Consider the following 16,532-nt stretch of genomic DNA (forward strand, 5'->3'; position numbering starts at 1 on the left):
TTGGTCACATCAAGGGCAATCGGTCGTTCCGACGGTTTTCCTTGCGGGGCCTGGAAAAGGTTCACACGGAGTTCGGGATTGTGGCTTTGGCCCACAATTTACTGAAAGTAGCAGGCATCCGCCTCGCTGCTTTCTTACAGAAACAAAGGCGAAAAAAAGTTGGACGGAAAACGTGCCTGTTTCCCGCCCAACTTTTTATTTTAGGGACTTATTGGACAGCCCTATCAAAAATTATCATCCCATCGTTGAAAGGGGTGGGTTTAATCCTCTAGAAATCTATTTTTGCTCATCTTCACTTGTTCAATCATATGCCCGATATTGCCTTCACCTGCAAATAAGGTCATGTCAAAAAAATCCCGGTTCAAATCAGACCAGTACAATTCGTTTTCATCCCCCGAGATCTCTACGTCCCCCTTCAATCTGCCGGCATAAACTTCAACATAGCAATCTTGAAAATAGTATTTGAAATCCATTAGATGGTGCAAAGTAATCTGTTCTCTTGAAATGTTTGTTTCTTCATGCAGTTCTCGATAAGCAGCGTCGATCCCGGATTCTCCGCTTTCGATTTTGCCGCCGACCAGATTGCTTAATCCTTTATAAGGGTCCTTTAATCGTTTGCACATAAGCAACTGATTCATATCCTTGCTGTATACCATAAGAACATTATATCCTTGCATGACTGATCTCCTTATATTATGCGGTCTAGGGAATTTTGACCGAAATAACCGAAACAGAGTTATTAAAAAAAGGCGGCCGCTTCCTTGGAGGCGGTCTCCGGAGCCCGGAGACTCAGGTATTCGCCATGAACAAAATTGAATACGTTCATATCGCTCGTCGCCAGTAATCCGGTGGTCAGACGGGGGATCAATCGGATGTGCACCCCGCTGGCTTCAGTCCGATGAACAGGAATGAAGACCGCCAGGTTAAAGCTTGCTATGCCCGCCTCCCGGAAGAAACGGAAGAACCTCAGCAGGCTCTCGGCCAAAGCCAGCCAATGCCGCTCATTCAGCTCAGCGAATGACCGTGCATCTTCATAAATCCCGACAAAGTCATAATGGCTTCTTGGAGCATAGGCATGTACCCATTCGAGGGTATCCTGCTGCCCGACCCAGCGCTGCTGAAGCCGTCTTTCCTCTTTCAACAATAGTTGATGGTAGTTTTGCTGATATTTGTCATAGAAAGCCTGGCCGCATTCGGAAACCGTCGCTTGATAACGGGTCTGCTGCTCGGAAGCAAGCACATGAATGTGCGGGTGCAGTATACTTCCGCCCGAAGGGGGAAGGTAATTCCAGTTGATGGACGCATGGGTGGCCTTCGGGTCGGTCTGGAGAACTTTGGACAGATAGGCATGAGCGACGGACAGGGCGTCTGCGAGGATCGGAATGCTGAACTCGTCCAGACGGACATAATGCGAATCGGTCATCCGCACGACAGCGTTATGCTTGCCGTAAGGAAATAGATTGGGAAAGGCGACCGCTTCCCCTTTAACGATTCTTCCGTCCTCCGCAATCTCGTTAGAAAATGTAGGGGTCATCGTATGTACATTTTCCGGACAGAAGGGGCACTTGCTTCCTTCGGTAGCCTTAGCCGCCTCCTCGTAGCCCGGAGGAGTGAAGGGGGCCCCGGCCCCGGGGTCGTAAACAAGCCGCGACGTTTCCCCGGTCAAGGGATCGAAGCGGACTTCCGTTTTGCGCTCCAGCGGTTTCCCGGCCGGATCCAGAAAGGTAAAGAACTCCTGCTCTGCACGAAAAGTAAGGGTCATGTTCCAAGCCTCCTTGTTCTTTTAGCTGAGTGTATTCTATTTGTTACTTTGCAATCATTTTTGCACGGAATCCGGACATTTCCAACGAAATTTGTGCAAACGCTTTCTGTATAAGAAGTCAGTGGCACAGTATCGCTAACGAAATATTCGACTTCTACATGCCAGGCCAGCAGTTCCGTATTTCTAACAAAACTACAAATCGCTATTCCTTGCAAAACGAGACCTTTTCCATTGTAACGAAACCAGGTAACGCTATAAGCGGAAAAATCGTCGAAAAGAGGTGAACAAAGGAAGATAGCGATACACAGTTTCTTTAAAATCTATACTTGGGCGAAAATAGCGATTTAACGGGATGTAGTTTCGTTAGAACCTGCGATACGGTCCGTAGCAAGACGATCTGTAATCCAATCCGGGGTAAATTCGCGAAAACTGTTCAACTATCTATCGACAGCTACTATTTAAGCGGCACTAAAGAAAGCTCTCATTCCGTTCCGAAGGAAAGTGCCTCCGAAGCTTCAAACATCAACCTCCTACCCCAAAAAGTGAGGATATGCTTCGTAGTGAATTCCGATTACTTTTCGGGGACCCCGAAACCAACAGATTCCTTATTTATTAATTGGGCCTTCGGGTGGTAGGAATACAAAGCCAAAACTCGCCCTGGAAGCATCTTTCTTTCTCCACTTCATGAGCTTTGAAATCTTTAGTGCCGAGTATATAGTTATCCGCTATTATACCATAGTGTGCAGCCGACTGGTTCTGAAAGTGGGGGGGACCTGCTCTATGTCCCGCTCCAAATCAAGTGAGCCCCAAAACAGCCAGCCCCACAAAGTGAAAAACAGCTTCGAAGCAGATTCCGAGTACTTTGTGAGGACCCCGATAACATAACAATCTAATGGATGATGCAGCAGCATTCCAAAAAAAAGTGTTGCTTAAATTGGCAATTCATTATACCCTATGGGTAAAGCGCTTAACCCAATGTTAGTAATAAATATTATGGGACTAGAATAAATTGTATAGATAAGCGCTTAACCTAAATGGAGGTGAAGTTGCATGAGCAAGTTGCGATTGACGATGGCTCAGGCATTGCTCAAGTTTTTGGACGGCCAGTACGTTTCCGTCGACGGCGTCGAAACGAAGTTTGTGAAAGGCGTCATGGGCATTTTCGGCCATGGCAACGTGACAGGCATCGGGGAAGCTTTGGAGCGCAGCCCGGGCGAATTGACGTACATACAGGGTAAAAACGAGCAAGGGATGGTTCACGCGGCGACCGCCTACGCCAAACAGAAGAATCGCAAACAAATTTTCGCCTGTACGTCTTCGATCGGACCGGGAGCTTTAAATATGGTGACGGCGGCGGCGACCGCTACCGTAAACCGTATTCCGGTACTGCTGCTTCCGGGGGACAATTTCGCGGATAGACAGCCCGATCCGGTGCTGCAGCAGCTGGAAGCAAGCGGAGACTATACGATTTCGGCAGCGGATTGCTTCAAGCCGGTCAGCAAATATTGGGACCGGATCGTCCGGCCGGAACAGCTGATGTCGGCGGCCGTTCAAGCGATGCGCGTATTGACGGACCCGGCCGAGACGGGCGCGGTCACCTTGGCGCTGCCGCAAGACGTGCAAGCGGAAGCTTACGATTATCCAGCATCGTTCTTTGCCAAGAGAGTCCATTACATCGACCGACGTCCCCCTGCGGCGGATTCCGTCAAACGCGCAGCGGAACTGATGTCGGGCAGGAAGCGACCGCTTATTATCGCCGGAGGCGGCGTGCTGTACTCGGAAGCGGCGCAGGAATTGCTGCGGTTCGCGGAGACGTTCCATATTCCGGTCGCCGAAACGCAGGCGGGGAAAAGCGCGATCTCATGGAAGCATCCGCTGAGCATCGGCGGCGTCGGGGTGACCGGCACGCTGGCGGCGAACAAGCTGGCGAAGGAAGCGGATGTCATCATCGGCGTAGGAACGCGCTATTCGGATTTTACAACTTCGTCCAAATCGGCATTCGAGCATCGGGATGTCCGGTTTCTCAACATTAACGTAAACGGCATGGATGCCGCGAAACTAAACGGTGTTTCCCTGCTCGCCGATGCGAGGGAAGGATTGAGGGCGCTCCGGGAGGCCATGACCGGCGCTGGCTACCGCAGCGGCTACGCCGATGGAGAAATCGCCGCCTTGCAAGCGGAATGGAATGCGGAAGTCGATCGTTTGCACCAGCTTGAAAGCGATCGAGGGCTGACGCAAACCCGGGTGTTGGGTGTCATTAACGGGACAATCGACTCTTCTGCCGTTGTCGTCTGCGCGGCCGGAAGCCTGCCGGGCGATTTGCATCGAATATGGAGAAGCGAGGAGCCGAAAACGTATCATATGGAATACGGATTTTCCTGTATGGGTTATGAGGTGTCTGGCGCTTTCGGCGCCGCCATGGCGGAACCCGACCGGGAAGTGTACGCTCTTGTAGGAGACGGCAGCTACTTGATGCTGCACTCGGAATTGGTGACAAGCTTGCAGGAAGGCCAAAAATTTACGGTTTTATTGTTCAATAATCACGGTTTTCAATGTATCCATGACTTGCAGAGAGGGCATGGCAGTGACGGCTTCGGCAACGAATTCCGTTATCGGGAAGCGCATACAAACCGGTTGACGGGATCCTATATGCCGATCGATTATGCCGCGTATGCCCGCAGTTTGGGAGCGAAGACGTATCAAGCCGGGACGGCAGAGGAGCTCAGGGAAGCTTTGCAACGGGCGAAGGAAGAAACCGTTACCGTGCTCATTGAAATTTCGGTTCTGCCGGGGACGAGTACGGACGGTTACGAATCTTGGTGGAACGTCGGCGTGCCGGAAGTGTCGGCAAGCGATAAAGTCGTTGCCGAGCATGCGAACAGGCAGCGGCGAATCGAGCGTATCCACTTATATTAGAACAAGGGAGAGGTCCGAATATGAGACGGAAATTATTCCGCATCGGCGCGCATCCGATCAATTGGGTCGGCGAGGATGTGAAGGAGCATGGCGAACATACGACTTATGACCAAATTCTCGACGATATGCAATCCCTCGGACTGCTTGGAACGGAAATGGGGCGCAAATATCCGCAAGAAGCCGCTGCGTTGCGGCAAGAGCTCGATAAACGCGGCATGCAGCTCGTTTCCCAATGGAAGTCGGTGCTGTTCTCCGATCCGTCCTGCCGTCGTGAAGAACTGGAGAGCTATCGCCGTCATGCGCAATTTCTGCATGAGATGGGCTGCAAAGTGATCAGCACTTGCGAGAGCGGAGGTTCACCCCAGTTCGATCCCCGGAGATCGCCGGGACAGAGAGGGGTGATTCGGCTGGACGAAGCGGGCTGGAAGAGCCTCGCCGAAGGTTTGAATGCCGCCGGAGCGATCGCAAGCGAATATGGGATGAAGCTGACTTACCATCACCATGGAGGCACGGTTGTCGAGCGTCCCGAGGAAATTGACCGGCTGATGGAGATGACCGATCCCGAGTTCGTCAGCTTGCTGTACGATACGGGACACGCGTATTTCGGAGGCGCCGACCCGCTTGCACTTCTGCGCAAGCATTACGATCGCATCGCATACGTCCATCTCAAGGATGTACGCAAAGAGGTATTGGCGCATGCGCGGGAAACAGAGTTGGATTTCATTGAATGCATCAAGCGGGGCGTATTTACGCTGCCCGGAACGGGCGATCTCGATTTCCGGCCGATTATCGGGGAACTGCTGCAGCGCGGTTATGACGGGTGGGCGATGCTGGAGGGAGAACAAGATCCGGCGGAGCATCCTCCGCATGAGTATGCCCGGACATCGCTCAACTATTTGAACAAGATTATTTTGGAAAAGGAAGGTGCGTAAACATGGAACGGTATATCGAGTTTCCGGCGGACAGACCGTATGATTTTACGGCGATCGGCAGGCTATGCATCGATTTGAACGCGAACGAGATCCATCGGCCGATGGAAGAAACGATGACTTTTACCAAATATGTCGGCGGTTCCCCCGCGAATATTGCGATCGGCATGTCGCGATTCGGCATGAAGACGGCATTCATCGGCAAAATCGCGGACGATCAAATGGGACGCTTTATTCGCGGCTATTTGGAGCAAAACCGGATTCATACCGGCAATGTCGTTACCGATCATACCGGAGCGGTGACGGGACTCGCCTTTACGGAAATTAAAAGCCCGACCGATTGCAGCATTTTGATGTACCGGGACAATGCGGCCGATTTGCTGCTGACCGCGGGAGAAGTGCAGGAAGAGCTCATTGCCGGATCGAAGGTGCTGCTCATTTCCGGAACGGCGCTGGCGCAAAGCCCGTCGCGGGAAGCGGTGCTTCAATCGCTGCAATATGCCCAAGAACACGGAACGATCGTCGCATTCGACCTGGATTATCGCCCGTACACGTGGAAATCGGATGAGGAGACGGCGGTTTACTATAACTTGGCGGCGGAGAAATGCGACATCATTCTCGGCACCCGGGAAGAGTTCGATAGGATGGAGCGGTTCGGCGGCAATCCGGAGCGGGACGACCGGGTGACGGCGTCCAGATGGTTCGGCCATCGCGCGAAAATCGTCGTCATTAAACACGGCAAGGAGGGGTCGATCGCTTATACGGGCGATGGGATCGGCCATCGCGCCCAGAGCTTTCCGGCCAAAGTGGTGAAGACATTCGGCGCGGGCGATTCTTATGCGGCCGGATTTCTGTACGGAATCATGCAAGGATGGACGATGACGACATGCATGGAATTCGGCAGCGCTGCGGCTTGTATTGTCATCTCGAGCCATAGCTGTTCGGACGCCATGCCGACGGTCGCGCAAGTGGATGCCTATATCGAACGCTGCAAATCTGGCGAGATCGAAGTGGAGTAGTACCCCATTATAATGAAAAAGGAGATATACACACGATGGCGACAATATTGAAAAATTGGATCGGCGGCGAATGGACCGATTCGGGGGCCGTCCGTTTCGAACCGGTCTATAATCCGGCCACGGAGGAGATTCTCGCGCAAGTTCCGCTATCCACTCCGGCGGATGTGGATGCGGCCGTGCGGGAAGCCGGGGAGGCGTTCGCAAGCTGGAGCCGCACGCCGGTGCCCCGCCGCGCGCGCATTATGTTCGCGTATCAGCAGCTTCTCGTCCAGCATTGGGAAGAGCTTGCGAAGCTGATTACGAAAGAAAACGGCAAAAGCTATAACGAAGCTTACGGCGAAGTATTGCGCGGAATCGAATGCGTCGAGTTTGCGGCGGGCGTGCCGTCGCTTATGATGGGCAAACAGTTGCCGGATATCGCCACGAACCTGGAATCGGGCATGTTCCGCTATCCGATCGGCGTCGTCGGGGGCATTACCCCTTTCAATTTCCCGATGATGGTGCCCTGCTGGATGTTTCCGCTCGCGATCGCTTGCGGCAACACGTTCGTGCTGAAGCCGTCCGAACGTACGCCGCTGCTCGCCAATCGCTTGGCGGAACTGATGCATGAAGCGGGACTTCCCGCGGGAGTGTTGAACGTCGTACATGGTGCTCACGACGTAGTGAACGGCATACTGGAGCATCCAGACGTCAAAGCCGTATCCTTCGTCGGCTCCCAGCCGGTCGCCGAATACGTCTATGTAACGGCCTCCTCCCACGGCAAACGCGTGCAGGCATTGGCCGGAGCCAAAAACCATACGATCGTCATGCCGGATGCGGATCTCGATCTGGCCGTCAAGGAAATCGTGAACGCCGCTTTCGGATCCGCGGGGGAACGCTGCATGGCATGCTCCGTCGTTGTAGCGGTCGGAGACATCGGCGATGAATTGGTGAACAGGCTGGTTCAGGCCGCAGACCGGATTACGATCGGAAACGGGCTCGACGAGGGCGTGTTCCTCGGACCGGTTATTCGGGAGCCTCACAAGGAACGTACCGTGAAATATATAGAAATCGGAGAGAACGAAGGCGCTTTGCTCGTCCGCGACGGTCGTCAAGATTCGGCGTCTTCCGGTGAAGGGTATTTTGTCGGGCCGACGATTTTCGACGGCGTACGGTGCGGGATGAAAATTTGGGAAGATGAAATTTTCGCCCCCGTCTTATCCGTCGTCAGAGCGGACACTCTCGAGGAGGCGATCGAGCTGGCGAATCGATCGGAGTTCGCCAACGGAGCCTGCTTGTTCACCATGAGCGGCAGCCATGCCCGCCAGTTCCGCGAGCAAATCGATGCCGGCATGCTCGGAGTCAACCTCGGTGTACCCGCGCCGATGGCGTTCTTCCCGTTCTCCGGCTGGAAGAAGTCGTTTTACGGCGATTTGCATGCGAACGGCACGGACGGGGTTGAATTTTATACGAGAAAGAAAATGGTGACCGCAAGGTGGTAAGCCGTAGAAAGGATACGTGTCTATGAAAAAAATAACGATCGGCATTATCGGCGCGGGCCGAATCGGGAAAATTCATGCCGACAATATGTCGAGACTTCCGAATGTCGACATTGCGGCGATCAGCGATCTGTTTGCAGGTCCCGAGCTCGAAGTCTGGGCGGCGGACCGGGGGATCGGACTGGTAGCAGACAGCAGCGAGATTATCGCCCATCCCGACATTGATGCCGTATTCATTTGCTCTTCGACCGATACGCATGTACCGCTGATCAAACAAGCGGCGCAAGCGGGAAAACATATTTTTTGCGAGAAGCCGGTCAGCATGGATCTCGCACAGACGAGGGAAGCGGTCGCTGCGGCGGCTGCGGCCGGCGTCAAACTGCAAATCGGCTTCAACCGTCGGTTCGATCATAACTTCAAACGGGTGCGGGAGCATGTGCAAGCGGGGACGATCGGCCAGCCGCATCTGATCAAAATTACGTCGCGCGATCCGAGTCCGCCCGATGAAAGCTACATTCGGTTGTCCGGCGGACTGTTTATGGATATGGCGATTCACGATTTCGACATGGCCCGGTATTTGTCGGGGAGCGAAGTGGAGGAAGTGTACGCGCAAGGAAATGTGCTTGTCGATCCGGTGTTTGCCAAGTATGGCGATATCGATACCGCTGTCATTACCCTGCGATTCGAGAACGGGGCGCTCGGCGTCATCGATAACAGCCGCCAGGCGGTGTACGGATACGATCAGCGGGCGGAAGTGTTCGGTTCGAAAGGAAGCGTCGCCGTCGCCAATGATTATCCCAACAGCGCGGTCGTCAGCAGCGCAGATGGAACGTATTCCGACAAGCCGCTGCATTTCTTTCTGGAACGCTACAACCAAGCATACGTCGATGAGACGCGTGAATTTATCGAATGCTTGCTTCACGGCGGTCCACTTCTTGTGGATGGTTGTGACGCCTTGCAGGCGGAAAGCATAGCCTTGGCCGCGAAACAATCATTGCGGTTGCGGCGTCCGGTCCGGCTTGATGAGTTAGACGAACTCGACAAATAAGGAACAGGAGTGAGGAACTTGTCCAATTTGATAGTAAAACCGGTGTTCCCTGGAGAAGACGATACCCGAGTCCTGGCCATCACCCCGGAAAGTGCACAATGGACCTATGTCGGATTTGAGGTTCATCTTATCGCTGCGGGTGACTCCTTGCGCGGCGTTACCGGGGAGCGGGAAGCATGCCTCGTGCTGCTGAGCGGGAAGGCGAATGCGAGCACATCGGAACGATCGTGGCAGAACATCGGGCAGCGGATGAGCGTATTCGAGCAAATTCCTCCGTATTCCGTGTACGTGCCGAGTGGTGACATGTATGAAATCGAGGCGCTCACGGATGTGGAAGTGGCCGTTTGCAGCGCGCCGGGCCAAGGGAATCATCAGGCAAGGCTGATCGCCCCGGAGCATGTCGGCGTCGAGGTGCGCGGCAGCGGCAATATGCAGCGGCATATTCACAACATTTTGCCGGAACAGGAGCCGGCCGACAGTCTGCTCGTCGTGGAAGTGTTTACGCCGGGCGGCCATTGGTCGAGCTATCCGCCCCATAAGCATGACCGCGACGCGCTGCCCGACGAGTCGTTGCTGGAAGAAACGTATTATTTCAAAATTCAGCCGGAGCAAGGGTTTGCGGTGCAGCGGGTCTATACCGACGACCGTTCGCTCGACGAGACGCTCGTCGTGCGGGACGGCGAAGCGGTGCTGGTCCCCCGCGGATACCATCCCGTATCCGCGCCTCCTGGCTACGACGCGTATTACTTAAATGTCATGGCAGGCCCTGTCCGCACCTGGAAGTTCCATAACGATCCAGATCATGCCTGGCTGATGAACCACCCGGCCTCACATAAATAGAGATCATATTGCATCGGACGCAGAAAATACGCATAATGGGGTAAGGGGATGAGAGCATTAATCCATCCCCGTTTTTTAATAAACTCCTATCGATGCAAAGCAGGAAGAGTGACCGCGTTAAGAGGAAGGTTTAGACACCGACGTTGAGTGCGGACGGAATGCGCTTCGAAGCTATGCATCACTTTGCGGGGTTATTTTATCCACTTCGGTAAAATCAATGAGTCGGGGATGTTCATGAAAGCTACCATATACGATGTTGCCAAAGAAGCCGGCGTGTCCATCGCTACCGTATCCAATGTGATCAACGGCAAAGGCAAAATAAGCAAAAAAAGACGGGAAGAAATATTCAAAATCATGGAGCGGCTGCAATACAAACCGAGCGTGATCGCTTCGGCCTTAATGGGCAAACGGACCTTCACCCTCGGTTTGCTCATTCCGGACGTATCCAATCCGTTTTTTGCGGAAATCGCCAGAGCGATCGAGGACGAGACGCATCAGTCGGGGTACAGTCTTATCATTTGCAGTACGGACAATAAAGATGAAAAAGTCGAGCGTTATCTCAAGCTGCTGGAACAAAAAAGCGTGGACGGCATCATTATCGGCACAGGCATCGATAATATCGAATTATTGAAGCAATTGCAGCATAAATCGATACCGATTGCGATGATCGCCCGGGAGGTCGAATCGTTGACCGCGCATACCGTCGTGACGGACGATTTCCTCGGCGGAACGCTTGCGGCCCGTCACCTGCTCGAGCTCGGACATCTTCGTCTTTCCGTATTAGCGGAAAGTTTGAAGGTAAGCAGCAGCCGCGAGCGGATCAGAGGCTTTTCGTTCGCTTTGTTCGAAGCCGGCGTCGCGCTGAACGAAGAAAGCATCATTACTTGCGATCATACGATCGAAGATGCCAAGCGGGGCGCTAAACATCTGCTGCGTCAAGCGGAACGGCCGACGGCGATCTTCTGCAGCAACGACATCCTTGCCGTCGGGGCGCTGCAAGCCGCCAAGGAAGAAGGATTTCGCGTTCCCGAAGACGTATCCGTTGTCGGGTTCGATAATACCATTCTGTCGTCCGTCACCGATCCGGCGTTGACGACGGTTGCTCAGCCGATGGACCAGATGGCCAAGCTTGTGTTCAATCTGTTGCTCGGCCAGTTGGAGAACAATCCGGATACGACGATGCAGCGGGTCGTATTGCGACCTGAATTAATCGTCCGCCAATCGACTTCGAATGCTGTCCGTTAAGTTCATTTCAAGCATAGATGCGCCGGTTTCCTAATTTTAGTGAAATTGGCGTATTTTAAAATATAAAGTATAACTGTTCAACTGTTGAAGAACTTGTAAAGACAATGATCGTTGTACTTCCTGTGTTGGCGCCTCTCAGGGCAGAAATGTTCCGGATCTTTGAGCCCCTTGCAGGGGTGTGGCGTTTGATAACGAGGAGACACGAGTGACCAAATGTTCCGGGGCTACTTTTAACAAATGTGTATAAAGCGGCATGACACAAAGTCCTACGCTGGATCCAATCAGGAGTTCCAGGAATAGCAAAAGACCAACAAATATGCAGGTCAATCTTCTCATTTAGCCCGATTTTCAGTTTTTATTGGAAAAGACGTGTACTTTTGCGCGTCTTTCTTGTTTTTTACCGGATTCTTGCCAAAAGACGTGCACTTCCGCATGTCCTCTGGTCATTGGTCACCGCTGCACGTCTATAGGTCGTTCGTTTAGTTGCCCCTGAATGTCCATTCTCGCTCGGCCCTCTACTGTAACTTCAGTGGAAAACCCTAACTGTTCATCCCACAATAAACTGCACTTGCACCTGGTGGGCTGGGCTTGCTTGAGTTCTGCGATATGCAGACAGAGGGCATTCATAATTTCTTGTAGCTGGCGTCATGATAATGAAAGAGTTGCAGTCCAAGTATTCACGAAGGTCATAAAATCTAAAGATTCTGTCAATATTTCGTTAGCGGTCGTTTCCGCAAACTAGTATATTCTACTCAGACTCTAATTACAGGAGGGAGTAGAACGATGTTCGCGATGACGAAAGGCAGAAAATCGATTTTTGTAAGCGCTTTGCTGGCGTTGACTATGGTCTTGGCCCCTTTGGGCGGCAACGGGATGATGGCCGCTGCCAAATCGGCAGAACGCCCGGTCGGGCTTGACGTGCTGTTTGTCGGAGCTCATCCCGACGACGAGGCGGGCAGCTTGTCCACCTTCGGACAATGGAACGAGTACGAGGGCATTCGTACAGGCGTCATTACCGTTACGAGAGGAGAAGGAGGAGGCAACGCGGCGGGACCGGAAGAAGGAGCGGCTCTGGGCATTATACGGGAAAAGGAAGAGCGCAACGCAGTGGGGAAAGCAGGCATCGAGCATATTTATAATTTGGATAAACTAGATTTCTACTACACGGTTAGCGCGCCTTTGACGGAGGAAATGTGGGGCCATGACGATTCTTTGGAAAAAGCGGTCCGGATCGTGCGCATGACGCGCCCGGAATTGATCGTCACGATGAACCCTTCGCCGACACCCGGCAATCACGGCAACCACCAGTATGCGGCTCGATTGGCGGTCGAAGCGTTCTATGCCGCTGCCGATCCGGACGTCTTCCCCGAACAGATCGAACAGGAAGGGCTGAAGCCCTGGCGGGCGAGCAAACTATTGATGCGGTATGCCGCCGGATCGGGGCAGCTTGGGGAGAGCTGTGATTCGACGTTTGTGCCTACTGAGCCGACGGATGAGGTATACGGCGTCTGGAACGGACGTTATTCGGCAAAGCATGGCAAAACATGGGGCCAAGTGGAACGGGATGCGCAGCGCGAATATGTAACCCAAGGCTGGGCGGTCTTCCCTGACGTGTCAGCCGACGGGCAGCAATTAGGCTGCGACTCGTTTACAGAAATTGATAGTCGCGTGCCCGGCCTGGAAAGCGGGACGGATTCCGAGGCGATCTTGGCCGGGGCGCTGAAGCAAGCGGAAGGCGGCTTGCCGCTCGGCTCCGAATTGTATTTGACGACCGACGCCTTCCAACTTGTGCGCGGCCAATCGTTTAACGTAACGGCCCATGTGCTCAACGGAGGAAAAGAGACGCTTCGCGATGCCGAAATCCGTCTGGAATTGCCGGACGGATGGAAAGCGGAAGGAAAAGGCGCGGTCGCCAAGCTGGAACCGAATGAACCGGTTTCCGCCGAATTTACGGTAACGGTGCCGGATAATGCGGAGTTGAAGCGCGTACGGCTTAACGCCCGCTTGACGGCCGGGGATATGGAAGGCTTTACAAGCCGGGTCGTCAACGTTTCGCCGGAAGTGACGGGCACGCTCCAGCCTTTGCCGCAAGTGGCGCAGTTCCGGAACTGGGCGCAGCAAGTCGGCGTACCGCAGCTTGATAATTTGATCAAGCCGGTGCTTGCTCTCGGCGTCGGCGAGACGCGCACAGTGGAAGTCGATGTGACGAATTACAGTGACCGCAAGCAGAATGGCGAAGTAACGCTGCAACTGCCTGAAGGTTTTAAGGCGGAGCCGGCGATGCGAACCTATTCCAATTTGCAGCCAGGGGCAACCGGCAAAGTGAAATTCCAGGTGAAAAACACGAATCCCGACTTGAAAACGTCCAATGAGGGCGGAGAGAAGGGAGATTATAACTTTACCGTTCAGACGACAAGCATGGGCGGAAGCAGTACACAGGCGGCCGCTCTGAACCTGGTGCCGGTCGCGGAGATCGCGAAGGTGGATGCCGCGCCGCGTATCGACGGCGTGGAATCCCCCGGGGAATATCCCGGCGTCGAGTTGGACTTAAGCCGGGTGTGGGAAGGCGAAGCGCCGGAATCCGAGGCGGATGCCTCCGGCAGCGCGAAGGTGACTTGGTATGACGATGCGCTTTATTTCGTCATTCATGTCAAGGACGATGTGCTGGGCGCCGTTCTGCCGCCGGATGACGCGAAGCGTCATTGGCGCACCGATTCTGTCGAGATCGCCATCGATCCGCGCGGCGATTCGGAGAATACGTCGACGACGTTCAAAGTCGGCATTTTCCCGGTGACGGACGATGCGCAGCATGGCAATCCCGCGGCGGCGTACCGCGATGCCGATCATAAGCAAGGCCTGATTGCCGAGACGGCTCCGGGAATGGTCGTCAAATCGACCGTAAGCGAACCGTATGCCGGTTATACGATTGAGGCGAAAATTCCGTTCGCCGATTTGCCGGCGCCGATCGATCCCCAGCGGATGGGCTTGAATATTTTCATCTACGATTCCGACACGCAAGACAAAACAGGACAAACGCGTCTCGGCTGGTCTACATGGGGCGGCGTACAAGGCGATCCGTACCGCTGGGGCCAAGTGTCGCTAGCCGGCTATGACCGGGGGAAAGACGGCGCCGTTGACGTCGGACGCAGCGTAGCTTCGCCGCAGTCGATTCTCCAATCGATAGCGGACGGCGTTCCGCTCGCCGGCGGGCGCGATGCCGGCAAGGCCGTTCAATTCCAAGCGAAGCCGGTTTGGCAGGACGATTCGGTTATCGTCGAGCTGAAAGCGAAAGTAGCGGGCGAAGCCCATCTGTTCATCTGGGCGGACGATGAAGCGCTCGCTTACCGATCCGTTCGGCTTGAGCCGGGCAAGACGGAGAAGCTGCTCCTGCCGGTTGCGAAGGATCGGGCTAATCAGGTGCAGCAAGACGGGATCGTGTTAGCGGCGTTTGAAACCGAGACCGGCGCAACCGCGGCTTTATCGGAGCCTGTCAAGAAGGAGTAGCATGTGAGGCGGTATCATGTTGATGCCGCCTCAGTTTGTTGATGAAGTCGCAAAAGATTTCATGGCGATCTTTATGCTGCATTGTATCCATTGGTGCAACAACTATGGAGGTTTGAGGGCAGATCTTGCCAAAGTATTGCACAATATGTACAATAATCGCAAATAATAGGCAAAGTTCCTCTGGCGTTTTAAAACGGGTTGGGATGACGAATCAACATGGGCATCTTTTCAAACAATACCGCTCCAGCGGGAAAGAATAGGCCCAGGTAATGAAGGGCCTTTATTTCAGAAAACATGCAATGTGAGTCGGTTTCGTTCACATAGAATGGGCGGCGGATGCATCGAATTACCGATTTTGTTCGAAATTCCATGCACAGATCGGGATTTGAACCCTCATCTTGTAGATGTGTACGAAAAATCATATACAATGAGCGGCGTACGCATCGAATTAGCCGATTTTGTTCGAAATTCCATACACAGATCGGGATTTGAGCCCTCATCCTGTAGATGTGTACGAAAAATCATATACAATGGGCGGCGTATGGATCGAATTAGCCGATTTAGTTCGAAATTTCATACACAGATCGGGATTTGAGCCCTCATCCTGTAGATGTGCACGAAAAATCATATACAATGGGCGGCGTATGGATCGAATTAGCCGACTTTGTTCGAAATTTCATACACAAAATTGCAATTTGAGCCCTAGTCCTGTAAATGCATACAAAGGTATTCGTGTTCGCCACAGTGAGATGTATACCGCTCTTCTTGCCCAAAGCGGAAAAATAAAAAGCTTCCGTTTGCAGGAAGCTTAATTCATGTCCTTGGCCGGGCAACCATCGATTTCCTCGCGCCTCTACGAAGCCCTTGATTTCGGATGCTCGACGTCAATATTTTTTAAGATTGTAAAAAATTTTGGGCAGCTTGCGATATTTATTCGGACTGACGCCGATCATTTTCTTAAACATCCAATGAAAATGCGTGACATTGTTGAAGCCGACCTGATAGGCAATTTCCGTGACCTGCGTATCGGTATAGAGCAGCATTTCCTTGGCGTGCCAAATTCGTTTGAACGAAATGAATTCCACGATCGAAAAGCCGGTGTTATGCTTGAATTCCCGGCTTAAGTAAGACGGGTTCACCCGCAGCTCGGACGACAGCTTGGATAAGTTGATATTTTCGTTATAGCGTCGATTAATATATTCCATCGCGTTCTGGACAACCGGCTTCAAGTGAACGCCGTTCCAGCATTCAATCTGGTTATAGCGCTTGTTCCGGCCGTACTCCCGCTTCAATTCCAGCAACAGCCATTGCAGGAGGGAACCGACCGCACGCAGCGAGAAGCCTTCCTTGCGGTCGTATTCCTCCATCATCAGATCGAAGCACCACCGCAGCTTCGGCTGCAGCTTCGGATTCACTTTCAGTTGATGCGAGAAGTCGTCCGTCCGTTCGTAGAACAGCGACAGCGGATCGACCCCGTCATCCAACTGGATGAGATTGGCAAGCGACGGATCGAACATGATGATCATCGCTTCAAACGGCTCTTGATTGATCAATTGGCTTTTATGCAATTCGTGATTGCCGATGACGAACAGATCGCCGGGCTCGAAAACGTATACTTTATTTTCGATATAATATTTGCCTCTACCCGATACGACATAGAAAATTTCGAGCGGTTCATGCCATTCGAACGGCATGCGCCACTCGCCTTCATTGCGATTGATAAAAATTTGGAAATCGCAGAAGCTGCGAAACGTTTGCAGCGATTCCGGAAGTCTGTTCATAATATCGATC

At 53.1% G+C, this 16,532-nt stretch carries 13 protein-coding genes; 9 read left to right on the plus strand and 4 right to left on the minus strand.

The window, feature by feature from the left end; genetic code table 11:
* Positions 1-272 (plus strand): transposase (locus KJS69_RS29795; RefSeq protein WP_249730666.1); only part of this gene is annotated, 272 nt, incomplete at its 5' end.
* Here KJS69_RS29795 and KJS69_RS22370 read toward each other — a convergent pair.
* Positions 261-677: an NUDIX hydrolase gene (locus tag KJS69_RS22370; RefSeq protein WP_213586025.1), complete on the minus strand. Its 417-nt coding sequence runs from the start codon at positions 675-677 to the stop codon at positions 261-263. The two genes, KJS69_RS29795 and KJS69_RS22370, sit on opposite strands and share 12 nt — an antisense overlap.
* A 62-nt stretch (positions 678-739) precedes the next feature.
* Complete coding sequence (locus KJS69_RS22375) at positions 740-1,762, minus strand: hypothetical protein (RefSeq protein WP_213586026.1); 1,023 nt, start codon at positions 1,760-1,762, stop codon at positions 740-742.
* A gap of 1,050 nt (positions 1,763-2,812) precedes the next feature.
* Here KJS69_RS22375 and iolD point away from each other — a divergent pair.
* The 7 genes from iolD to KJS69_RS22410 all read left to right on the plus strand — a co-directional run bounded on the left by iolD (position 2,813) and on the right by KJS69_RS22410 (position 11,237).
* The gene (gene iolD, locus KJS69_RS22380; RefSeq protein ID WP_213586027.1) at positions 2,813-4,678 is read left to right on the plus strand and encodes a 3D-(3,5/4)-trihydroxycyclohexane-1,2-dione acylhydrolase (decyclizing); all 1,866 of its coding nucleotides are present in this window, start codon (positions 2,813-2,815) and stop codon (positions 4,676-4,678) included.
* Between the two features lie 20 nt (positions 4,679-4,698).
* The gene (gene iolE, locus KJS69_RS22385; protein ID WP_213586028.1) at positions 4,699-5,610 is read left to right on the plus strand and encodes a myo-inosose-2 dehydratase; all 912 of its coding nucleotides are present in this window, start codon (positions 4,699-4,701) and stop codon (positions 5,608-5,610) included.
* A gap of 2 nt (positions 5,611-5,612) precedes the next feature.
* Positions 5,613-6,626, plus strand: coding sequence for a 5-dehydro-2-deoxygluconokinase (gene iolC, locus KJS69_RS22390; protein WP_213586029.1), 1,014 nt, complete (start codon positions 5,613-5,615; stop codon positions 6,624-6,626).
* A 35-nt stretch (positions 6,627-6,661) separates the two neighbouring features.
* Positions 6,662-8,107 (plus strand): CoA-acylating methylmalonate-semialdehyde dehydrogenase, encoded by a 1,446-nt coding sequence (locus KJS69_RS22395; RefSeq protein ID WP_213586030.1) that lies wholly within the window; start codon positions 6,662-6,664, stop codon positions 8,105-8,107.
* 22 nt (positions 8,108-8,129) lie between these two features.
* Positions 8,130-9,152 carry an inositol 2-dehydrogenase gene (gene iolG, locus KJS69_RS22400; RefSeq protein ID WP_213586031.1) on the plus strand — a complete coding sequence of 341 codons (1,023 nt, stop codon included), beginning with the start codon at positions 8,130-8,132 and terminating at the stop codon, positions 9,150-9,152.
* Between the two features lie 18 nt (positions 9,153-9,170).
* A complete protein-coding gene (iolB, locus tag KJS69_RS22405; protein WP_213586164.1) occupies positions 9,171-9,992 on the plus strand; it encodes a 5-deoxy-glucuronate isomerase in 822 nt (273 codons plus the stop codon).
* A gap of 234 nt (positions 9,993-10,226) precedes the next feature.
* Positions 10,227-11,237 (plus strand): LacI family DNA-binding transcriptional regulator, encoded by a 1,011-nt coding sequence (locus KJS69_RS22410; RefSeq protein ID WP_213586032.1) that lies wholly within the window; start codon positions 10,227-10,229, stop codon positions 11,235-11,237.
* Positions 11,238-11,687: 450 nt separating this feature from the next.
* Here KJS69_RS22410 and KJS69_RS30315 read toward each other — a convergent pair whose 3' ends face one another.
* Complete coding sequence (locus KJS69_RS30315; protein ID WP_213586033.1) at positions 11,688-11,864, minus strand: DUF2653 family protein; 177 nt, start codon at positions 11,862-11,864, stop codon at positions 11,688-11,690.
* Between the two features lie 156 nt (positions 11,865-12,020).
* On the opposite strand from KJS69_RS30315, the gene KJS69_RS22420 reads away from it, so the two are divergent.
* The gene (locus KJS69_RS22420; protein ID WP_213586034.1) at positions 12,021-14,741 is read left to right on the plus strand and encodes a sugar-binding protein; all 2,721 of its coding nucleotides are present in this window, start codon (positions 12,021-12,023) and stop codon (positions 14,739-14,741) included.
* A gap of 884 nt (positions 14,742-15,625) precedes the next feature.
* On the opposite strand, the gene KJS69_RS22425 is transcribed toward KJS69_RS22420, so the two are convergent.
* Entirely contained in the window at positions 15,626-16,522 is an 897-nt protein-coding gene (locus KJS69_RS22425) for an AraC family transcriptional regulator (RefSeq protein ID WP_213586035.1), read from the minus strand.
* Positions 16,523-16,532: the final 10 nt, after the last annotated feature.

This window comes from Paenibacillus sp. J2TS4 (assembly GCF_018403245.1).
Lineage (GTDB): Bacteria > Bacillota > Bacilli > Paenibacillales > NBRC-103111 > Paenibacillus_L.